This is a genomic window from Cellvibrio sp. ATLC23, assembly GCF_057196725.1.
Window position 1 is genome coordinate 38,555 of sequence record NZ_JBXUOS010000004.1, and the last position, 20,809, is coordinate 59,363.

The window sequence follows — 20,809 nt, forward strand, 5'->3', positions numbered from 1 at the left end:
CAAATGCTTTTGGCATCACTTCAATCCTTACCACAAGCTGATATGAAATATGTGGACTCTGCTGTTTTAACATCGATGAGTGAGGAATTAGGTGCGGATGTGTGCCAGCAGCTATTAAGTTTATTTGTCACTGAATTAAGTGATCTCTCTGCTCAACTGGCTTTAGCACTAGCAGAAAAAAACCTTACAGCTATAGGTGATATCACCCACATATTAAAAAATTCAGCTGCACTCTATGGTGCTAACGCGTTGGCCGTCAGTGCGCGCGAATTGAATGATGACTTGCAGCAAGCACCGGCCCAAATTATCCAAGCGGCAAACCTAGTGCAAGGTCTTGTGGGTGCTTCCTTGACGGCTTATCAGCGGCTTATCGACTCAGCTGCAGCAACAGAATCAGGAGTATTGAAATAATGGAAACCAAAGAGCAGGCGTTAATTTATGTGGTGGAGGATAGTCTTTCCAGCGGTGCTCTCTACGTGAGTCATCTCACTCGCGCGGGCTATCAAGCCCATCACTTTATCGATGGGCATTCGGCGCTAGTAGCCATCAAAGAACAAATGCCGGATGTGATATTGCAAGACGTTTGCCTGCCGGATATCAGCGGTCTAGACGTCTTGGAATTTGTGAATCGTCAAACCACACCTGCGCAAGTCATTATGATTACCTCCAATAGTTCGATTGATGTCGCTGTTGACGCAATGCGTTTGGGTGGATTTGATTTTATCGAAAAGCCTTTTTCCGCTGAGCGGATGCTCACCTCGGTCAGCAGCGCGCTCAAACAAAAAACACTCGATAGTAAAACTCCCAATGATGCAATTACGTCTGAAGGCGAATTACAGCGGGTGAATTTTTTGGGCGAATCCCTTGCCATGCAGACAGTGTTTAGATTATTAACTAGCGCTGCGCGCAGTAAAGCCAGTGTTTTTGTTACCGGTGAAAGTGGTACGGGTAAAGAAGTCTGTGCACTAACCCTGCACCAAAGTGGTGGGCGCAGCAATGGCCCTTTTATGGCGATTAACTGTGCCGCTATTCCCCCGGATTTATTTGAGTCAGAATTTTTTGGCCATGTAAAAGGTGCTTTTAGCGGGGCTTTTGCTGACCGCAAAGGCGCTGTTGAAGTTGCTCATGGCGGCACTTTATTCTTAGATGAAATTTGCGAAATGGAGTTGAACCTGCAGGCAAAGTTATTGCGTTTTTTACAGACAGGTACATTTTCGCGCGTCGGTAGTAGTGAAGTGCAACTCAGCGATGTGCGCATTGTGTGCGCCACAAATCGCAATCCTGCTGCAGAAGTGGGAGAAGGGCGTTTTCGTGAAGACCTTTTTTATCGGCTAAATGTTATTCCCGTACAACTTCCACCATTGCGCGAACGTGGTAGCGATGTGCTCTTATTGGCGCGCGCCATTCTTCAAGAAAAATCCCTCGCAAATAACAAAAATTTCAAGGGGTTTTCACCCGAAGTGGAAACCTTATTCCAGCAATACGATTGGCCGGGTAATATCCGCGAGTTACAAAATGTAATTGAGAATATGGTGGTGATTAATGAGGGGGAATTTATGACCCTCAATATGTTGCCAGAGAGTTTTAATTCACATCAAAAACAGCTACCCATACCCAAGTCGCTAAATGCAAATGTTCCCATAGTGGAAACGAAAAATCTTCGCCCGGAAGACATTCAACCGCTATCCGTTGTTGAGCGTCGAACTATTGAGGCAGCTATTGATTCTTGCGAGGGTAACATACCGCTGGCTGCAGCTTATTTGGGGATCAGCGCCTCTACAATTTATCGAAAAATGAAATCTTGGTGATGTCTCGGAAATTTGACTTTGGTTATGTAGTGAAAGGGTTAGCTCTTTAGCTCTTCGATAGCGCTCGCACCCAATGATTAATGTAGGAACTACCGCACTGGCTTATTCGTCAACCAAACAAAATCATAGGGTTGCAATACCAAATCCTTATGTTGATCTATGTATTGAATGCCGCTGTTTAGATCAGTCCAGGTTTCCATGCTGATGAGATTGATGCTGCTGAGCGGTATGGTGACTGTTTCGTTAGTGACGTTGTGAATGCAAAAAACACTCTGGGTGCGTTTAGGGTTTTGCCGCCAAAAACCAAATACTTGATCACCAAGGTGCAGGGTGAATTGTGTGGCATTCGGATGAAATGCGCTTTGTTTACACCTTATCCCCAGCAGGCGCCGCTGTTCGGCAAAAACTTTGTGGTGATGGCTGGCTTCGTCATCTAATTTATTGCGCAGCTCATCGAGCTCCCATTTAAAACGATTGATGGTGCGATTTTGACCCGAGTGCTCTATGCCTTCGTAGTAATTATTAGTTGCCAGCAAGCTGTGAATGTAAAACGCAGGAATTCCTTCAATCGACATCATAATCGCGTGGGCGCAGATAAAACGTTTGAATTGCCATTGATCCGGGCCGAATTGCGTGCCTTGCATTGCATCAAAATAAGTGATGTTAATTTCGTAGGGTTTTACTTGACCAAGGGCAGTGGAGCGCCAGGAAACTCGCCCGCCAAAATTCTGCATGCTGTTAACCAGCGTTCCTATCTCTTCATCGCTTAATTGTCCTTCCACTGGGCGCAGACCTATGCCGTCGTGTGAGGCGAGAAAATTAAAATAAAAAGTGCCGTCCTGTGCGGGCGGCATACTCATTTGCCAGCGTTTTAAATACTGGCTATTGCCGGTGACCATGGCGTGCAACACGAGAGGCGGCAAGGAAAAGTTATAAACCGCGTGAGCTTCGTTAGCGTTGCCTAAGTAACTCAGGTTTTCGTGATTGGGAATGTTCGTTTCGGTGATGATAATGGCGTTGGGATTCTGGTGTTCAATCAGGCTGCGCAGCAAGCGCACTATCTCATGGGTTTTGGGGTGATTGATGCTGCTATTGCCAACTTCTTTCCACACAAACGCCACCGCGTCTAAACGAAAAGTGCGCACGCCTTTGTCCAAATAAAATTTAATGGTGCGTACAATTTCAATTAGTACTTTAGGGTTGGCGAAATTTAAATCCACCTGATCGTGGCTGAAGGTGCACCATACATGTTTAGTGCCTTCAAGGGTTTCCACTTCGCGCAGCAAGGGCGAGGTGCGCGGGCGCACTACCATGCTTAAATCGTCGTTCGGGGAGGCTTCAAAAAAATAATCCTTCCCCGGGTATTTGCAGTTTTTAAAATTATCGAACCAAAGGCTGCGACTTGAGCAGTGGTTGACCACTAGGTCACTCATAAGATTACACTGCGCTGCTAGGGCTTCTATATCCTCCCAATCGCCCAAGCTTTGGTTGACCTGTAAATAATCGATAACGGAGAAACCATCATCGGAACTGTAAGGAAAAAAAGGCAGTATATGCACACCATTAATGACGCTTTTTAGTTCCTGCTCATAAAAGGTTTTCAGTGTTTCAAGTGGCGGTTCGCCTTCGCGTTTAATTGAATCGCCGTAGGTGATGACAAAGGCATCGCGCTGATCCCATGCGCTTTCGTGATTTAAGGGTTTAAGGCAGTGCGCATCCAATCCCATTACATCGATTAGTTCGGCGGCAATGGCTGCATGATCGAGTTCCGGGTAAATAAATTGCAAGTGTGTTTCGATAATAAACTTTAATTCATTTTGTATCCGCGTCGACATAATTAAGTGTCCTGTTGGTCAGTACTCTATTGGTCAGTGCCTATGAGTTAGCGTCCAAATTCTTTCATGTCGTCGTCAACTGCCTGATGTATGGACGATAAAACATCGGGAAAGGCGCTTCTCACTCGGCTCCAGCTGGGCACAAAGGGTTTTTCCATTGGGTTTTCTAAAAAGCTTTTTCCTGCATGCAAAATATTACGTGCGAAGAGCTCGACGGCTTTTTCTTCGCTGTGAATATCGAATTGCAAACCATTCATGCGGGCATCGTTATGATAGGTTTCCACAAAATCGAGTGCGATTCTGAAATAGGTCGCTTTAATTGAGCGAAATGTCTCCGTTGAAAAAATAACGCCGTTGGTGGCCAATTTTCGAAACAGGGCTTTGCTTATGTCGATCGACATTTTGGAGAGACCTTTTTCGGCATCCTCCGGGCTTAATTCTTGATGCTTGTGATCGTAGGTGTCGGCGATGTCGGCTTGGCACAAGCGATTGTTGGCGTAGTTGCGGTTCATCTCCGAGAGCACACCAATTTCCAAGCCCCAATCGCTGGGGATGCGGATATCGGTCATTACATCGGCGCGAAAGGAAAATTCTCCGGCTAAGGGGTAGCGAAAACTATCGATAAAATCGAGGTAAGGGGAGTGGCCAATGGTGCGCATGAGTGCGCGAATTAATGGCGTGACTAATAAACGGCTTACGCGGCCATGAATTTTGGAGTTGGCGACGCGCGAGTAATAGCCTTTGCAAAATTCATAATTGAAATTGGGGTTGGCGACCGGATAGAGCAAACGCGCCAATAGGGATTTGTTGTAAGTCAGAATATCGCAATCGTGCAGTGCAATGGATTCCGCCTTGCCGGATGCAAGGGTGTAGCCCATGCAGTACCACACATTACGCCCTTTACCTGCCTCCATCGGCGCAAGGCCTTCGCTTTTTAGTTGCGCATCAATTTTTCTTAAACGTGGCCCATCATTCCATAGCACTTTAAAGTTTTGGTTTAAGGGTTTAAAAAATTCCAATGCATGTTTGTATTCTGCTTCACTGGCGCGATCCAGACCAATCACTATTTCATCCAAGTAATCAACTGTGGATAATTCTTTGACTATGTTGACTAATGCATCGCCTTCCAGCTCGGAAAAAAGCGATGGTAAAATCAGCCCCATAGGGCGGGTTTTGGCAAAAGTTTTTAGTTCTTTCTCCATGTCAGAAAGTGGACGCTGCGATAAATTGTGCAGCGTAGTGATAATCCCGTTTTGATAAAAATCGCCCATAATAAACTCCTGATTATTGTAAGATTTTTTGAATCGCTTCATGCCAACCGGCTGGGCCGTAGGCGGCGGTATAAATTGGCGGCACGGCGCATTGGTGAGCTGGAAATTCGTGCGCGGGGGAGCGTACAAAAACGGGATGATCCGCAATTTGCAGCATATCCAAGTCGTTGTAGCTGTCGCCCAAGCAAATCAATTGTGCGTTAGAAAAATTCGGCAGTTGTTGGCGTAAGGCGAGTAGTGCAGTGCCTTTATCGCTCTTGCCTAAAACATGAATAAAGCGGCCTCCGCGTAGGGTTTTTAATTGGTGTTTACTTAGTTCGTTTGAAAAGGCAGAAAAGTTTTCCTCGCTGTCTTGCCACAGAATGGGTTCGGAGAATTGGCGCTCTTTTGCTAGCGCCGCTTTATCTTGCGCAAGGCCAGTGTGTTGCATTACCTCTGTCACCGACCAATCTCTAAAACCTTCAAACTGCCAGTTATGTTGTGTGCGTAATTGGTGTAGCAAATGAGTAATTGCCGTTACTTCTGCACCGAGTACTAATCGCGAAAACTCACCATTGTAAGGTTTTAAAAAACGGGCAGCAGGTGAGGCGACAGGTGCGTAAATGGCCGAGCCATTTTCAACAATAAACGGTGCATCTAGGTTTAATTCTTGTTGCAGTGCATGAACCTCAGCGAGTGTTTTGCTGGTATTGATCACAATCATGCTGCCGCTAGCGTGAAGCATGTCAATGCTAGTTTTTGCGGCTGCCCAAGAGTAGTTGTCGTGATCGAGCAATGTGCCATCCAGATCAGTGGCAACTAAAAATTTTTTATGGTGCGGATTAGTCATAATCTTGCCTTGGTGATGAAGCGAGTAATCTCGTGTTCTGCATTTAGTGTTAACACCCAATTTGCCTGTGCTGGCAAGGTGTTTAAGCAGTGACGAGTGAGCCGCTCAAAGTGTGACACAAAGCGACGCACGCTGGTTTCATCTAATAATCTTGCTGCTTGCTCCGGATTTTTTGCTTGCCAGTTGGCAATCAGTTTTTGTTCTTGCAGCCAGCGCCAGGCGTAAACACAATCAAATGATGGTGCTTGCAACACCACCAAACGCTGTATTTTTTTAAACAATGCGGGGTAGCTAGAGGCGAGCGCATGGTTAACGTAGCGGCGCCATACGCATTCTGGATCTTCATCTTGTTCGAGGCGGTTGATGGGCGGGTTAAGTGCGCTTTCATCTTGCGCCGCGCAACCAACACACCATCCTTCAAATAAAATCACATCGACCTTACCGGTGACTTTATCCCATTGTTCTGGAGGAAAACGGTCGTCGATGGCTTTATTAAAGCGTGGCACCAACATGCTTTCATTTGCGCCGAGTTTGCACAGTGCATCAATCGTATTGATGGCGAGTTCTACATCGTGGGTGCCGGGAACGCCGCGCGTTTGCAGCAGAGGATGAATGGTCTCAGCAAGCATTTGTCGCTCGCTGTGGCGCAGATAAAAGTCATCCAGTGACAGTTCAATGCAGCGCAATACAAAATTTTCCTCCAGTAGGATTTTAATAAATTGTGCTAGCGTGCTTTTGCCGCTGCCTTGTGAGCCTTGTATGCCTAAAATCAAGGGTTGCTCGCTGCACTCTGCTGCGATGGCATGGGTAAGCGGTAGATACCACTCGCTCACACTGCTTCTAAACTCTGGGGGTAATCCGTTTGCGGCAATCAGTTTGTCTAGCTTGGCAAGGTTCATAATGGCTCCATTCTGCGCAATTAAGCTGATCTGGAGTGTTTTTCGCACCAAACCAGTGCGACTTTCTGGTCTGAGATAGTGAAAAACCTATAATCGTCAAGAAACTTTGGACACTAAATATAAAATTGCAATTATTGAACCAAAATGGGGCTAACTTGTAATTAATTGTAGCGCATTGGATTGTGAGGCGGCGCTCAGTCAAATTTCTTCTACACTGTACCAGTAGCCATGGGCGCTGTTAATTGCACCAACGCTTTATCCAATAATCTATAAAATTTATTCAGTTCAACATCAATTGCATGGATGGTTTTATGTATGTCGCGTGATCAGCAGCAGTTATTCGTAGCGGATGATGAATCATCCGTATGGAATCCATTACAAGTGGATGCCTATGCGGATTATCTCGCGAAGTTGTCAATTACCAATCCGGTTGTAGCTGTGGAAAATATCCTGACCTTGGATGGTGAGTTGCTGCTGGCTCGGTCTGAGTTGCTCAATCAGCAAAGCATCGCGAAGCTAAAAAATAAAATACTTGCCCGCCCACTGGCCAATTCAATTCAAATTACTACTTTGATTTCCGCTGAAGATTTACTTCAGCATCTACTCGGCATTATTCGGTCTACGGAATACTTCCAATCATTGGCCGAGCGCAAACATCCGCTCAGTTCACTTGAGCCAGTGTGTGCGATGCTGTCGCGTTTGCCATTGGTGCAACAATTTTTGACCGTGATGGCTGCACAAATGCCGGATTTATATCAGCGCACTTTGTGTGTGAGTTTGTGGTCGCTGTATATCGCGCAAGAAATGCGCTTACCGGTACAGGATGCGAGTGATGTGTTTTGGGCGGCACTGGTTCACGATGTGGGTATGTTGCATATTGATCCACACATTCTTAACAAAACCGATGAGCTGAGTGCAGATGAATGGGCTCATGTGCAAAGCCATGTGGATATTTCTAACAAAATATTAATGATGGTTCCTGAGTTGTCACCCGCAACTATTACCGCTGTAGCGGAGCATCATGAGCGCTGTGACGGCACTGGCTATCCTTTTGCAAAAGTTGAAAGTGAACTTTCTCTATTGGGGCAGGTGCTCGCCGTTGCCGATGCGATGGTGGGTATTTATTTCAATCGCTTTAAAGCGCAGGGGCGCCGCTGGCGCGAGGTGATTCCGGTGTTGGAAATGAACCGCGCCGCATATTTGTATCGCAGTTGTGAAATTGTTGCGGCGATGATTTTGCGCAGCGAGTTGCCCCTGCCAAATGTGGTAAGTGGCAGTGGTGTGCCCGAATTTGCCGAGCGAATGCTGCAACAAAATCTGCATTTGCAAAATTGGTTTATGCACTTGCGCGATTGTTTAACTTCAGTGGGTTACACCCATGGCGATAGAAAATTGCACGCGTTGCAAAACGTTGTGCTGCATATCGCCACCACTTTTAAAGGCAGTTTGTTATTTAAAGAAGATTTGCGTGAGTCGCTTGAATCTATGGCGAGCGAAGAGGCGCACAGCATTAGCCAAGTAGTGGCTGATGCATCGCTAATGCAACAGGAGATGGCGTTTCATTTACAGCGCCTGAGCCGAATGATGCAAATGTATGTGATGTCCGGTGAAAGTAAAGACCCCAAAATTGCCCGCCGTTTAAAAGACGGGCTTGGGGAAATTAGCGGCTTTATTCGGTAAATCCGCGCATCTATTTTTTATTGTTGATGCCAAAACGGCTGGCCGATAGTGGGTGTGCTCGGGCTGGCGGTTTGGCGTTTTTGCATTAATCCTGCTTTATAGGCTTTTCTTCCTGCATCAATTGCATCGCCAAAGGCTTCCGCCATCATCGGTGGGTTGTGCGCTTTGGCCACGGCGGTGTTTAATAAAATCCCATCGAACCCCATTTCCATCGCCTCGGTTGCTTGTGATGGTGCGCCCAAGCCTGCATCGATAATCATGGGTACATCTTTAATGCGTTCGCGCAGGGTGCGTAAGCTGTAGCGATTTAATAAGCCCTGGCCGGTACCGATGGGGGCGCCCCAAGGCATTAATACTTCACAGCCGACATCGAGCAAACGCTTGCACAGGATTAAATCATCGGTGCAGTAAGGTAATACCTTAAAACCTTTTTTGATCAAGATTTCGGATGCTTCTACTAAACCAAACGGATCGGGTTGCAGGTTGTAATCGTCACCGACAACTTCCAGCTTTATCCAATCAGTGTTGAAAATTTCGCGCGACATTTCCGCGAGTGTCACCGCTTCTTTTACTGATTTACAACCGGCGGTATTGGGTAGCAAACGGCAACCGCTCTCTTGAATGTATTGCCAAATGGCATCGCCATCGCGATTGGCCGGGTTCTGGCGGCGCAGGCCGAGGGTGACGATTTCGCAGCGCGATTGAATGATGGAGTCGCGCATTAATTGTGGCGATGCGTAGAGTGCGGTGCCCAATAAAAAACGGCTGGAAAATGTTTCGCCGTAGAGTGTGAAATCTTTTTCTGGTTTGTGATAACTCATATCAACCTCCACCCACCGGTTTGACTATATCGATTTGATCGCCGTTGCATAATGCGCGCTCGGTATAGGTTGAGCGGGGTACAAATTCGCCGTTGATCGCCACAGCGATTTTACTGTCGCCATAGTCCCATTGTTGTAATGCATCGCTGAGCAGCGTATTGGCAGCCAGTGTTTTTTTTTCGTTGTTTACACTCAGTTCAATTGTCATAGTTTGGTATTTTCTAGTGCGAGTTTAACTGGGCAGAAAAAATCGGTTCCGGTTTGTTGAGAATATGTGCCAACACATTTTCAACTACAGCGGGTGCGAGTAAATAGCCGTGGCGGAATAATCCGTTGGCGGTGATCAAGCCATCTTGCACCGCCACTTTGGGTAAGTTATCCATAAACGCGGGGCGCAAGTTGGTATCCATTTCAATAATGCGCGCTTCCGCGAATGCGGGCGATAGTGTGTAGAGCGCACTGCTTAATTCCAAACTGGATTGAATCGTCACCGGCGAGCGATCTTCACTTTCAATTTGCGTTGCGCCGATAATAAAACGGTGATTGGGTTTAGGTACCACATACAACTGGTAGCGCGGGTGCATCAAACGCACCGGGCGTTGCAATTGAATTTCTTTGGTTTCTACATGCAGGGTTTCACCGCGCACACCGCGCAAATTGCGTAGCTGTTTCTTTGCGCCCAAGCCGCGACAATCAATTACCAAATCAAAATGTTCTGCGCCGCTGTCGGTTAGGATTTTTCCGGGAAACACATCAGCCGGTGTGTGGGCGCGGACATTAATCCCTACGGCGATAATTTCATCGCCCAGCAAGCGTAAAAATTCGCGGTTGTTAACATGGCCTTCGTCGGCCAGAAAAAGTCCGCGGTGGAAATGGCTGTGCAAATCGGGTTCGAGTTGGTGAATTTCCTGCTGATTCAGCTGTTGGTAGCCAGTACAACCAGGCAACACAAAACCTAATTCCCGCGCAAATTGATCCAGCTCGCTAGTGTCCTGCTGGTGTGCAACAACAAGGCTGCCGTTATTAAAAAACAGCGGTGTGTCGGTTGCCGGTAATTGTACCAACCATGCGGGCCATTGCTGCAGAGCGTAAATGCCCATGCGGTAAACATCCGCATCTGACACTACTGCTTCGCTCAGGGGGGCAACCATTCCCGCTGCAGTGAACGCGGCGGCGCGGTTACTTTGCGGTGTATCGGGTGTAAAACTGCCCGCGTCAAATAGCGTGACTTGAATGCCAGCTTTTTGCAGTTGCCAGGCGAGCAAACGCCCGAGCAAACCGGCACCGGCGATAGCAACTGTTTGGGGATGTTGGTTAGTCACATTGCCTCGGAATTTTGAGGCGGAGGGCAGGGAATAGCCGCAGCTATAAGTACCTTGTTCCCTCCGCAGGTATTAGCCTGTTCAGGTTCTACGGATTGGGCCGAACCCATCTCAGCCTTCGTGTAGACAATGTCTACCAAGGCGCTCCGACAAGAAAGTGGCCAATATACTGGCCATGAATTTACTTCGCAATCTATCTCAGATTTTTAAATGAGTAGATACGCTGTTTATTTGCTAATGGACTCTACCCGACACACAAATTCCCCCTGCGCGACACGGGCATTGACAGTGGTCCCCGGCATTACCTGATTGCTGTTGGTGATGACTTTGTGGGTTTGCGCATCGGTAATCAAGCCATAACCGCGCTCAAGTGTACTGAGTGGGTTGAGTGTATTTAACATGCGCACCGCCTCGCCCACGCTTTTTTGCTTGCGCTCAAGCAAACGATATTGCGCGGTTTGCAAGCGTTGATGTTGCGCTGCAATGCGCTCTTGCAGTTGGTGCAAGCGCACTTGTGGATGGTGCGCCTGCTGGCGAATCTCTAGTTGCCGAATGCGATTTTTATAATCACTCAGCAGCTGTTTGATGTGATTTTTCAAGCGCAGCTCAAGATTATCCAACCGCTGCGACTGCTGTTCCAATCGCTCACGGGGGTGCCGCAAGCGCTGACGCAAATTGTGTAAGTGCCGCTGCCATTGCTGCAGCCGGCGCAACATGGCCTCTTCAAGCAATACTTCAAAACCGATAAATTTATCCAGCCAGTCATCGCCATCGGGTACTAGCAGCTCAGCGGCGGCTGAAGGTGTTGGTGCACGCAGATCGGCGACAAAATCGGCGATGGTGAAATCTACTTCATGGCCAACGGCGCTAACAATCGGCAGCTCGCTGTTAAAAATCGCACGGGCGACTATTTCTTCGTTGAATGACCAAAGGTCTTCCATCGAGCCACCACCACGGGTGAGCAGTAGTACATCAAACAAACCGGCGCGATTGGCGAGCTCAATTGCCTTCACAATTTGTGGGGCAGATTCTTTACCTTGTACCGCAACGGGGATGACCGTGACGGGAATTCCAGGGAAGCGGCGCTCCAGTACGCTCAATACATCGTGAATTGCGGCACCGGTTGGCGAGGTGATAACACCTATATGTTTGGGTAAATTGGGCAGGGCTTTTTTGTGCGCTTCGTTAAATAATCCCTCTTGCGATAGCTTATGTTTGAGTTCATCAAACGCGCGCTGCAGGGCGCCGCTACCGGCTTCCTCCATGTGTTCGGCGATAATTTGGTAGTCGCCACGTCCCTCATACAGGCTGACGCGCGCGCGCAAGAGCACATGTTGCCCCTGCTGGGGTTTGAAACGCACCAGCATATTGCGGTTGCGGAACATGCAGCAGCGCACTTGGGCCTGGTCATCTTTAAGGGTGAAGTACCAGTGGCCGGAGGAGGGAATGGAGACGTTGGAAAGCTCGCCCTCTACCCACAATAGGGGCAAATGGGTTTCCAATAGCTGTCGCGCCGAGCGGTTAAGCTGGCTGACACTGAATATCTCGCGCTCGGGGGTTTTGCTAAACAGATCGGTAGTCATGGCCGCATTCTAGGGGATGATGGCGCGAGGGGCTAGCCTCAGCTTTGCCCTTAAACACTAGATGTTGTGGTTTTTGGTTTACCAGAGGCCTCCAAGTCGCTATAATTTCGCGTTTATTTTTCCCCTGCTTTGAGGTTGGTTGGTATGTTGCGGATTGCTGAAGAAGCCCTCACGTTTGACGATGTTTTGCTGGTGCCCGGTTATTCCGATGTGACCCCCAAAGACGTGTCTCTGAAAACCCAGTTGACGCGCAAAATTCAATTGAATATTCCACTTATCTCAGCGGCGATGGATACAGTGACCGAATCGCGCCTTGCGATTGCAATCGCACAGGAAGGCGGTATAGGCATCATCCACAAAAGCATGACCATTGAGCAGCAAGCGGCTGAAGTGCGCGCGGTTAAGAAGTTCGAAGCCGGTGTAGTAAAAGACCCAATCACTATCGATGCCAGCGCGACTATTCGCGACCTGATCGCGTTGACCCGCAAAAACAATATCTCTGGTGTGCCAGTGCTGAGCAAAGGCGATTTGGTTGGTATTGTGACAGGCCGCGATGTGCGTTTTGAAACCAATCTTGATGCCAGCGTTTCCAGCATCATGACGCCAAAAGAGCAATTGGTTACCGTTAAAGAAGGTGTGTCTGCCGAAGAAGTACGCAACCTGCTGCATAAGCACCGTATCGAAAAAGTGTTGGTAGTTAACGATGCATTTGAATTGCGCGGGTTGATTACCGTAAAGGACATCAATAAAGCTGAAAAATACCCCAGCGCGTCCAAAGACCCTGAAGGTCGTTTGCGTGTAGGTGCGAGTGTTGGCACCAGCCGTGATACCGATGCTCGTGTAGATGCCTTGGTTGAAGCTGGCGTAGATGTACTGGTGGTGGATACTGCCCACGGCCACTCCAAAAATGTATTGGATCGTGTCCGTGCGATCAAAACCAAATACCCTGATGTGCAAGTGATTGGCGGCAATATCGCGACCGGTGCCGCAGCGCTCGCACTGGTGGAAGCCGGTGCAGATGCGGTAAAAGTGGGGATCGGCCCAGGTTCAATCTGTACTACTCGTATCGTCAGCGGTGTTGGTGTTCCGCAAATTTCTGCCATCGCCAACGTGGTTGCAGCATTAAAAGGTACTGGTGTACCCGCAATTGCCGACGGAGGTATTCGCTACTCTGGTGACATCGCCAAAGCAATCGTTGCCGGTGCACACGCGGTGATGATGGGGTCCATGTTTGCTGGTACTGAAGAAGCGCCGGGCGAAGTAGAGTTGTATCAAGGCCGTACTTATAAAGCCTATCGCGGCATGGGTTCGCTGGGAGCCATGGCGCAAACTTCAGGTTCTAGCGACCGCTACTTCCAGGATGCAAGCCAAGGCGCAGAAAAATTGGTACCGGAAGGTATTGAAGGCCGCGTACCTTACAAAGGTTCATTAACCGCCATAGTTCACCAAATGATGGGCGGTGTGCGTTCAGCCATGGGCTACACCGGCTGCTCAGATTTGGAAGCCATGCGCACCAAGCCTGAATTTGTACGCGTAACGTCCGCCGGTATGGGGGAAAGTCATGTGCACGATGTGCAGATTACTAAAGAAGCTCCTAATTACCCTGTCGGTGGCGGCCGTTAATTTTTGTGCTTGGGCGCGTTAAAAAAACTCGGGTAATACCCGAGTTTTTCATTTAAGCAGAATTCATTTTTCGTTTTTATTTATCACTCTATTTTTTATTTGAGCAGGAACCAGCATGTCTCACGATATTCACGCACAGCGAATCCTTATTCTCGATTTTGGTTCACAGTACACCCAATTGATTGCGCGCCGCGTGCGTGAGATTGGTGTTTTTTCTGAAATTCGTGCTTGGGATATGGGCGAGGAGGAAATTCGCGCATACAATCCAAAGGGCATTATTCTCGCCGGCGGCCCTGAGTCTGTGCATGAACTGAACTCTCCGCGCGCACCAGAAGTTGTGTTTACTTTGGGTGTTCCGGTGTTTGGCATTTGCTACGGCATGCAAACCATGGCCGAGCAAATGGGCGGCGCAGTTGAAGGCTCTAATGTGCGTGAATTTGGTTACGCACAAGTGAAGGTTCTGGGTGACAGTGCGATCTTTAAAGATATTAAAGATCATGTGGATCATGATGGTAATGCATTGCTGGATGTGTGGATGAGTCACGGCGACAAAGTGACTAAAATGCCCGCCGGTTTTGAAGTGCTTGCATCGACACCATCCTGCCCGATTGCCGGTATGTACAACGAAGCGAAAAAATTCTACGGCGTACAGTTCCACCCTGAAGTGACTCACACCTTACAAGGTCAACGCATTTTTGAACATTTTGTTTTGCAATTGTGTGCCTGTGAGCCACTGTGGACTCCGGCGAATATTGTTGAAGATGCAATTAACAAAGTGCGCGAACAAGTTGGTGGCGACAAAGTATTGCTCGGTCTTTCTGGTGGCGTGGATTCATCAGTCGTTGCCGCGTTGCTGCACAAAGCCATCGGTTCACAGCTCACCTGTGTATTTGTAGACAATGGTTTGCTGCGCAAAAATGAAGGCGACCAAGTGATGGATATGTTCGCCAAAAACATGGGTGTAACGGTTATCCGCGCCGATGCGCAAGATCAATTTTTAAATAAATTGAAAGGCGAAAACGATCCAGAGAAAAAACGCAAAATTATCGGCGGCACCTTTATCGATGTGTTTGATGCAGAAGCCACCAAACTAAAAGATGTGAAATGGCTGGCACAAGGTACGATTTACCCTGATGTTATCGAATCTGCCGCCGCTAAAACCGGTAAGGCACACGTAATTAAATCGCACCACAATGTGGGCGGTTTGCCCGAGGATATGGCCTTCAAACTGGTTGAGCCACTGCGCGAATTATTTAAAGACGAAGTGCGCAAAATCGGGTTGGAATTAGGCCTGCCTTATGACATGGTCTATCGCCATCCGTTCCCCGGCCCAGGCTTGGGTGTACGCATTCTCGGTGAAGTGAAAAAAGAATACGCTGATATCCTGCGCGAAGCTGATGCAATCTTTCTAGAAGAATTACATGCAGCAGGTTGGTATCACAAAACATCACAAGCATTTGCTGTATTCCTGCCAGTGAAATCCGTTGGTGTAGTGGGTGATGGCCGCCGTTACGAGTGGGTAATCTCCCTGCGCGCAGTAGAAACCGTCGACTTTATGACCGCCCGCTGGGCGCACTTGCCATACGATTTATTGGAGAAAGTCTCTGGTCGTATCATTAATGAAATTTCTGGTGTGTCACGCGTTTGTTACGATGTATCTAGCAAGCCGCCAGCGACGATTGAATGGGAATAACCTAGTGCAAGTTTTAACGGCGGTTCATAACCCAGCGTAACTGCTGGGTTTTTCATAGCAAAGCGATGAGATAGCGATATGCCTGATGTGTTGAAGTTCAAGTCCCGACTGTACGGTGGTTTTTTTCTGACAATCGCGCTATCGCTTAGCTGCCTTGCTCCAGTGAGTTTTGCTCAATCGCAGCAGAGTGAAACCAGTGTGCACAGCCAGGCTACAGCGTCTTTTTCATCAGGGGCTAATTCATCAGTCGCTTTTAGTTCTTCTGGCGCAGCCAGTTCAACAGCTGCATCGATTTCAGTTTTATCGGAAGTGGTTGATGCGAGCATCAATACTGCTTCTGCTAGTACATCTTCAAGTGTCTCTGTAAGCGTTAGTCGTAGCGCCATTAGTGAATTAGCAGCAGCTGAATCGTCGGATGCGGTTAAATCCAAGACAGGGCAGTTATCTTCAGAGTTATCAAGTTCTGTATCAATTAGGTCGGCAGCATCGAGTGAGGCGAGCAGCTCCAGCATAAATTCTGCGCAAGATTTAACTACGTCAACTGCGTTCAATATCGACGCAGTATCAAACGAAACCAGCGATAGTTCGCCAGTCGAGCCCCTGTCCTTTTCCAAGTTTCTGTTAGGGCGTGAAGTAAAGCCCAATAGCTCGGTGCGTTTAACCTGGAATTCAGAAACCGCAGTAGGTGGTTTTAGTGAAAAGACGCCCGTGCTGGTTGTTAATGGCGCAACACCGGGAAAAACCTTGTGTATGACGGCGGCTATTCATGGCGATGAATTAAATGGCATTGAAATGATTCGCCGGGTAATTTTTAATATTGATCCAGCCAAATTGACCGGCACTATTATTGGTGTGCCCGTCGCTAATATTATGGGTTTCCGCCGCAACTCCCGTTATCTGCCCGACCGCCGCGATTGGAATCGTTATTTTCCCGGTAATACTCACGGCAGTTCTGCATCGCGTTTGGCGCACTCCTTTTTTAGTCAAATTATTCTGCAGTGCGATGCATTAATCGATTTACATACTGGCTCTTTTCATCGCACCAATTTGCCGCAATTGCGCGCCGATTTATCAGATGAAAGTGTTGCGCGACTCGCGCAAAATTTTGGTGTCATTGCAGTCTTAAACGGCCGCGGCAACCCTAACTCATTGCGCGCAGCAGCGGTGCGTGCAGGCATTCCTGCAATAACACTTGAAGCAGGTGAGCCTATGGCCATGCAGAGTGATGTGGTTGAGGAGGGTGTAAATGCCATTAATACCTTGCTTGCGAAAACAGGTATGTACGGCAAAAAACCGCGCTGGACTCGTATCGCCCCAGTCTATTATCGCTCAGCCTGGGTTCGCGCGAATCAAAGCGGGATTTTGTTTAGCAAAGCAGCGTTGGGTCAACGCGTAAAAGAAGAAGAAATTCTCGGCACCGTTACCGATCCCATCACCAATGCCCGCACCACAATCCGATCGCCTTACAACGGCAGAATTATCGGCATGGCTTTGGATCAAGTTGTGCTGCCTGGTTTTGCCGCTTATCACATAGGAATACAAACACCAGAAGCAATTCTTATTGAAGAAAGCCAGCTTAACAGCGAAACATCCGAAATAGATGAAGAGGATGGCGATGATTCAGGCGTGGACTCAACCGATGAAATGGGTGAGCCAGAAACTGGGGTGAGTAAGGCTCAAGATCGAATGGCGGATGAGTGATATAATACCATTCCTATTTATTTTTTAGGTTCCAAGTAATTTTTTCAGTTTCGATAATGTCATAATTGTTTGCACTTTCACTAAATTAATTCTGGCGGGATTATGCGAATAAGTTCAAGCGGTACCTCATCGCTAAAACGCAAGTTCGCATAGGTAGCGCAATCGTCAGGATGAACCTTTTTGATTGTGTCACGTTCGCAGCTGACAGTGATTTTTACTTCAGGTTCCGCTGGTGCTGTGATGGATTGTGCAAGAATATTGCCCTGATGCGGATTTTCAATCACACGCTTTTCAAGCTTTCGCTCAAGCTATTTTTTCAAATCGATCAACACGATTTTTGAGTTGATAAGCTTCATCTCGTAATAAAACATTTTCCATTGCCACAAAATAGTAGCCTGATGCATGAAGAGTGTTGTCTGCTTGATCGCTCTTGTTAATGCGCGGATGAAATCAAAGTTGTTAAAAAAATCAGCGGGCGAAAATCGTTTATAGCGTTTCTTTTTTTGATTTCAATACCATCGAGCCACAAGCGCAAAGCAATCCAATCTAATTCTATTTTTACAGTATCAGTGGCGGTGCGACTAAATTGGCCTTGCTCCAACCGCTTGCACCAAATGCAGTAGCCAAACCCATCAAAATAGTTTGTTTTTCATTGGTGTCGTTATTCTAGAAATGCAGATCTCATGGTTTCATAGGGCGAGATTTGAGATTGCTTATAAATTTTCGCAGTCACTTTTTAAGCTAAAAAGGTTTGCCTATTTTGCAGTCAGGCTGTATCTTTGGCGCCGTTTTTGCACTAGGGCGAGTTGCCTATTTGATTTCGACGTCCATTTGCTGTTGATCGCAGTTTTATGTTTTCCAAAGTAGTGATGCCCCCCTAATTTTTCAGATTGACCCCTAGGGCTGTCGAGCCCATGCATGTTCAGGAGCTAGCCGTTAATGATTAACTTTCTTATAAAAACACGCGAAAACAAAGCAACAGTCATTCGCTTACTAATTATATTGTGTCTTTTGTTAGGAATGAGGTCATTCGCCCAGACTGCGCCGTCTACTCCAGGTATTTGGAGCTCCCAAACCAATGGTGTAGTAACTATTCATTGGAGTACTCCGTCTGGAACTGTCACAAGATATACATTATCTGAAGACGCTGGAAGCAGGGAGTATGAGTTTGGTGTAGGTACAAATAGTTTCAAGCCCAGCATTACCGGTAATGGAATATGGTATTCAATTAGAGCTTGTAGTGGAGCGAGTTCTAGTAGCTGTAGTCCATATTCGTCGTATCTTCCCGTTAACATTCCACCCGCATCCTCAAGCGCCCCTCCATCACCGAGTAGCTCACCAAAATCCAGTTCCCCTAGTAGTGTTCCACCTGTTAGCTCGTCGAGTATTGCGACACAACCTGCTCCCTCCCCGCTCGCATCAGCCGCATTGGAGACAGATAGCATCAATAACCGGTTTACAATTAGTTGGTCGAATGTTTCTGCGTATAAGTTTGAGCTGCAATACAGTGGTGCTGCGGAGACTCATCAGGTAGGTGCAACTTGGTATGTTGGACCTACCTTGTCGTCGGGTACATCAACGACAGTCGCAAAATCAAGTGTCACCGATTTTGTTTATTATCAGTGGCGTGTAAGAGCGTGCAACAGCAGTAATGTTTGTTCCGCTTGGACTACCACGCGCAAGAAAGCATTTCCTGCGATCTCTGTTGCTTCGGCCACGAGCTTGTTATCGCCAGTAATGGGTGCCACCGAGCCGCTCTTACCTTGTTTTAGTTGGAAACTGGATCCTAATGCGCTGGATGCAACAATCACTGTCAGTACAACGACAGATTTTCCTGAAAAGCGTTGGCAATTAAGTGTGGGTAAAGATGCAGAGGCAGCCTGCTTTAATTCAAATTGGCTAACCAAAGGTGCATACCCAGAAGAAATTGGTAATCCGATTCTGGTAAATGGTGCGACTTACTATTGGCGCGTAGTGACCACTATGGCTAGTGGCCTTGCGTTTACTGAAACGCGCAGCTTCAAAGCCAGTTCTGCAGCACAGGCTGCACCCGCACAACCAGCATTTGCAAATTTGGAAGCGGATAGCGCAAATAATTTGTTTAAGATTAATTGGGATGCTGTTCCTGCCTATAAATATGAGCTGCAATATTCAGGATCGGAACCGACAAATACATCTGCCAGTCAATCAAGCGTCGCACCGACTCAACTTACCGCTGGTGGCACTCAGGGGTGGGGGCAATTCTTTATTCAGTCTATTACCGCCACAGGCGGAACATTAAAATTGAATAATGCTGATGGTGTAGCAGGTGCCATCGGTGTTGCAGGCCGTGGAACAACAGCGGCAATTGATGATGAAATTCAAAATGGAGAAGCTCTCACGTTAACGCTTGATGCTCCAGTAAGTGATGCCAGTTTTGGTTTCGCTAAGCTTGACTATAATGTTTCGGCAGGTCATCAGGTAGGGGTGTGGATTGCATTTTTAAACGGCGTTGAGGTTGGACGAAGTGAATTCCAACCAACGGATGCAACACGTACAGGTATAGTTCAAGTAAAAAACAGGAGTGGCAATTTTATCGCATTTGATCAGATTCGTTTTGAGGCAATTAAACCTGGTTCTGATTATGTGGTTACATCATTTTCTGCGTTACGTGGTGCAGTTAATGCTGGCTCATTGGAGGCCCATTGGTATGCCGGTCCCACGTTGTATTCGGGGGCATCGACATCAATAGCCAAAGCAAGTGTTACTGATTTTGATATTTACCGGTGGCGGGTGCGTGCGTGTAATAGTGGCAATGCTTGTTCTGCTTGGACCGAGACGACAGCGAGGTCCTTTGGCTCGTCTAATACTATCAGTCCCCCAATTCCGATCTTAACTGTTATCGATGCTGATCAAGATTGCTTCTACATCATTAATTTTAATGCACCGTTAGATGTTCCTGCTAACTACATCTACGAGCTGTATGAAAGAAAATTACCCTCTACTGCATGGCAGCAAATTGTTGCTCGCAGCCGTTCGAGGGGAAATATTCCACCATTCACACTCTATTCAGACGGTGACACGTTAAACAACCGACATTTACAGGGTGGAGCATACGAGTTCCGCGCGCGCGTTTGTGAAGATGGGACTGAGAAATGCGGTGCTTATTCGACTATTTTGCCGGTCAACACCAGTACCTCATGCAGTAGTGTTGCTATGCCGATTGTTAAATTTGAGCCGTTAATTACTACAGCTGTAGTAGGCCAAGATAACGTATTGAGTGTAAGCGCAACAACACCACAAGGAACTATTACTCAAGTAAGTTTTTATGCTGGTGGGGAATTAATAGGTATAGATAGTAGCTATCCTTTTTCGATTAATTGGAGGCCAACAACCGAAGGCTCTACGCATATTGAAGCGATTGCCGAGACCAGTGTGGGTGGAACGGCTAGTACGCATTATAAATTTGTCACTATCGTTGCCACTTCCACAGTCAATATAACTGGAATGACTGCGAGTTATTCCGCAAGTCCTCACGGCTTAAAAATCTCATGGTCTCAGGTGACTAACGCTACTCGTTACGAAGTCGTACGTAGTGTTGACGGTGGTGCTACGTGGGATAACCGTTATTCCGATTCGGCTACTCATTTCGTTGATACCGAGATAGAAAATCATCCAGGCGCCATTTATTACAGAGTTCGTGCCTGCAGCAGTGCATGCTCAGCATGGTCAACATCCCCAGCCGTTCAATAAGGAGTCAGAATA

Annotated in this window: 17 protein-coding genes, 1 pseudogene and 1 riboswitch; of the genes and pseudogenes, 7 read left to right on the forward strand and 11 right to left on the reverse strand. The window is 47.4% G+C overall.

What is annotated here, in order from left to right:
• Window positions 1-3: 3 nt before the first annotated feature.
• Together AC2CG4_RS07930 and AC2CG4_RS07935 are read left to right on the forward strand one after the other, a co-directional pair.
• Window positions 4-411, forward strand: coding sequence for an Hpt domain-containing protein (locus AC2CG4_RS07930; protein WP_484485743.1), 408 nt, complete (start codon window positions 4-6; stop codon window positions 409-411).
• On the forward strand, window positions 411-1,808 hold the full coding sequence (locus AC2CG4_RS07935) for a sigma-54-dependent transcriptional regulator (RefSeq protein WP_484485744.1): 1,398 nt from the start codon (window positions 411-413) through the stop codon (window positions 1,806-1,808). The genes AC2CG4_RS07930 and AC2CG4_RS07935 overlap by 1 nt, the downstream gene beginning before the upstream one ends.
• Before the next feature lie 89 nt (window positions 1,809-1,897).
• Here AC2CG4_RS07935 and AC2CG4_RS07940 read toward each other — a convergent pair whose 3' ends face one another.
• The 4 genes from AC2CG4_RS07940 to AC2CG4_RS07955 are packed head-to-tail and all read right to left on the reverse strand — an operon-like array spanning window position 1,898 to window position 6,642.
• A complete protein-coding gene (locus AC2CG4_RS07940; RefSeq protein WP_484485745.1) occupies window positions 1,898-3,643 on the reverse strand; it encodes a sugar phosphorylase in 1,746 nt (581 codons plus the stop codon).
• Window positions 3,644-3,690: 47 nt separating this feature from the next.
• Window positions 3,691-4,914: a glycosyltransferase family protein gene (locus tag AC2CG4_RS07945; protein ID WP_484485746.1), complete on the reverse strand. Its 1,224-nt coding sequence runs from the start codon at window positions 4,912-4,914 to the stop codon at window positions 3,691-3,693.
• A gap of 13 nt (window positions 4,915-4,927) precedes the next feature.
• The gene (locus tag AC2CG4_RS07950) at window positions 4,928-5,743 is read right to left on the reverse strand and encodes an HAD-IIB family hydrolase (protein WP_484485747.1); all 816 of its coding nucleotides are present in this window, start codon (window positions 5,741-5,743) and stop codon (window positions 4,928-4,930) included.
• On the reverse strand, window positions 5,740-6,642 hold the full coding sequence (locus AC2CG4_RS07955) for a phosphoribulokinase (protein WP_484485748.1): 903 nt from the start codon (window positions 6,640-6,642) through the stop codon (window positions 5,740-5,742). The genes AC2CG4_RS07950 and AC2CG4_RS07955 overlap by 4 nt, the downstream gene beginning before the upstream one ends.
• Window positions 6,643-6,957: 315 nt before the next feature.
• Between AC2CG4_RS07955 and AC2CG4_RS07960 the strand changes: the two genes are divergently transcribed.
• Window positions 6,958-8,322 (forward strand): HD-GYP domain-containing protein, encoded by a 1,365-nt coding sequence (locus tag AC2CG4_RS07960; protein ID WP_484485749.1) that lies wholly within the window; start codon window positions 6,958-6,960, stop codon window positions 8,320-8,322.
• A gap of 17 nt (window positions 8,323-8,339) precedes the next feature.
• On the opposite strand, the gene AC2CG4_RS07965 is transcribed toward AC2CG4_RS07960, so the two are convergent.
• The 4 genes from AC2CG4_RS07965 to xseA all read right to left on the reverse strand — a co-directional run bounded on the left by AC2CG4_RS07965 (window position 8,340) and on the right by xseA (window position 12,048).
• The gene (locus tag AC2CG4_RS07965) at window positions 8,340-9,143 is read right to left on the reverse strand and encodes a thiazole synthase (protein WP_484485750.1); all 804 of its coding nucleotides are present in this window, start codon (window positions 9,141-9,143) and stop codon (window positions 8,340-8,342) included.
• Between the two features lies 1 nt (window position 9,144).
• Window positions 9,145-9,351: a sulfur carrier protein ThiS gene (gene thiS / locus AC2CG4_RS07970; RefSeq protein WP_484485751.1), complete on the reverse strand. Its 207-nt coding sequence runs from the start codon at window positions 9,349-9,351 to the stop codon at window positions 9,145-9,147.
• A gap of 13 nt (window positions 9,352-9,364) precedes the next feature.
• On the reverse strand, window positions 9,365-10,465 hold the full coding sequence (locus AC2CG4_RS07975; protein WP_484485752.1) for an FAD-dependent oxidoreductase: 1,101 nt from the start codon (window positions 10,463-10,465) through the stop codon (window positions 9,365-9,367).
• A gap of 41 nt (window positions 10,466-10,506) precedes the next feature.
• A riboswitch (TPP riboswitch) is annotated at window positions 10,507-10,624 on the reverse strand.
• A 68-nt stretch (window positions 10,625-10,692) separates the two neighbouring features.
• The gene (gene xseA / locus AC2CG4_RS07980) at window positions 10,693-12,048 is read right to left on the reverse strand and encodes an exodeoxyribonuclease VII large subunit (RefSeq protein ID WP_484485753.1); all 1,356 of its coding nucleotides are present in this window, start codon (window positions 12,046-12,048) and stop codon (window positions 10,693-10,695) included.
• Window positions 12,049-12,192: 144 nt separating this feature from the next.
• Between xseA and guaB the strand changes: the two genes are divergently transcribed.
• Together guaB and guaA are read left to right on the forward strand one after the other, a co-directional pair.
• Window positions 12,193-13,671: an IMP dehydrogenase gene (gene guaB / locus AC2CG4_RS07985; protein ID WP_484485754.1), complete on the forward strand. Its 1,479-nt coding sequence runs from the start codon at window positions 12,193-12,195 to the stop codon at window positions 13,669-13,671.
• 115 nt (window positions 13,672-13,786) lie between these two features.
• Window positions 13,787-15,364, forward strand: coding sequence for a glutamine-hydrolyzing GMP synthase (guaA, locus tag AC2CG4_RS07990; RefSeq protein WP_484485755.1), 1,578 nt, complete (start codon window positions 13,787-13,789; stop codon window positions 15,362-15,364).
• Between the two features lie 173 nt (window positions 15,365-15,537).
• Here guaA and AC2CG4_RS07995 read toward each other — a convergent pair whose 3' ends face one another.
• A complete protein-coding gene (locus AC2CG4_RS07995; protein WP_484485756.1) occupies window positions 15,538-15,978 on the reverse strand; it encodes a hypothetical protein in 441 nt (146 codons plus the stop codon).
• A gap of 37 nt (window positions 15,979-16,015) precedes the next feature.
• On the opposite strand from AC2CG4_RS07995, the gene AC2CG4_RS08000 reads away from it, so the two are divergent.
• Window positions 16,016-17,065 (forward strand): succinylglutamate desuccinylase/aspartoacylase family protein, encoded by a 1,050-nt coding sequence (locus AC2CG4_RS08000; protein ID WP_484485757.1) that lies wholly within the window; start codon window positions 16,016-16,018, stop codon window positions 17,063-17,065.
• Between the two features lie 80 nt (window positions 17,066-17,145).
• Here AC2CG4_RS08000 and AC2CG4_RS08005 read toward each other — a convergent pair whose 3' ends face one another.
• Window positions 17,146-17,349, reverse strand: coding sequence for a hypothetical protein (locus AC2CG4_RS08005; RefSeq protein WP_484485758.1), 204 nt, complete (start codon window positions 17,347-17,349; stop codon window positions 17,146-17,148).
• A 149-nt stretch (window positions 17,350-17,498) separates the two neighbouring features.
• A pseudogene (gene tnpB / locus AC2CG4_RS08010) lies at window positions 17,499-17,693 on the reverse strand (IS66 family insertion sequence element accessory protein TnpB); the annotation flags it as partial.
• A gap of 932 nt (window positions 17,694-18,625) precedes the next feature.
• On the opposite strand from tnpB, the gene AC2CG4_RS08015 reads away from it, so the two are divergent.
• Window positions 18,626-20,797 (forward strand): Ig-like domain-containing protein, encoded by a 2,172-nt coding sequence (locus tag AC2CG4_RS08015; RefSeq protein WP_484485759.1) that lies wholly within the window; start codon window positions 18,626-18,628, stop codon window positions 20,795-20,797.
• Window positions 20,798-20,809: the final 12 nt, after the last annotated feature.

Coding starts and splice junctions, on each gene's coding strand:
- AC2CG4_RS07930 (WP_484485743.1), top strand. CDS start 4: ATGCTTTTGGCATCACTTCAATCCTTACCACAAGCTGATATGAAATAT.
- AC2CG4_RS07935 (WP_484485744.1), top strand. CDS start 411: ATGGAAACCAAAGAGCAGGCGTTAATTTATGTGGTGGAGGATAGTCTT.
- AC2CG4_RS07940 (WP_484485745.1), bottom strand. CDS start 3,643: ATGTCGACGCGGATACAAAATGAATTAAAGTTTATTATCGAAACACAC.
- AC2CG4_RS07945 (WP_484485746.1), bottom strand. CDS start 4,914: ATGGGCGATTTTTATCAAAACGGGATTATCACTACGCTGCACAATTTA.
- AC2CG4_RS07950 (WP_484485747.1), bottom strand. CDS start 5,743: ATGACTAATCCGCACCATAAAAAATTTTTAGTTGCCACTGATCTGGAT.
- AC2CG4_RS07955 (WP_484485748.1), bottom strand. CDS start 6,642: ATGAACCTTGCCAAGCTAGACAAACTGATTGCCGCAAACGGATTACCC.
- AC2CG4_RS07960 (WP_484485749.1), top strand. CDS start 6,958: ATGTCGCGTGATCAGCAGCAGTTATTCGTAGCGGATGATGAATCATCC.
- AC2CG4_RS07965 (WP_484485750.1), bottom strand. CDS start 9,143: ATGAGTTATCACAAACCAGAAAAAGATTTCACACTCTACGGCGAAACA.
- thiS (WP_484485751.1), bottom strand. CDS start 9,351: ATGACAATTGAACTGAGTGTAAACAACGAAAAAAAAACACTGGCTGCC.
- xseA (WP_484485753.1), bottom strand. CDS start 12,048: ATGACTACCGATCTGTTTAGCAAAACCCCCGAGCGCGAGATATTCAGT.
- guaB (WP_484485754.1), top strand. CDS start 12,193: ATGTTGCGGATTGCTGAAGAAGCCCTCACGTTTGACGATGTTTTGCTG.
- guaA (WP_484485755.1), top strand. CDS start 13,787: ATGTCTCACGATATTCACGCACAGCGAATCCTTATTCTCGATTTTGGT.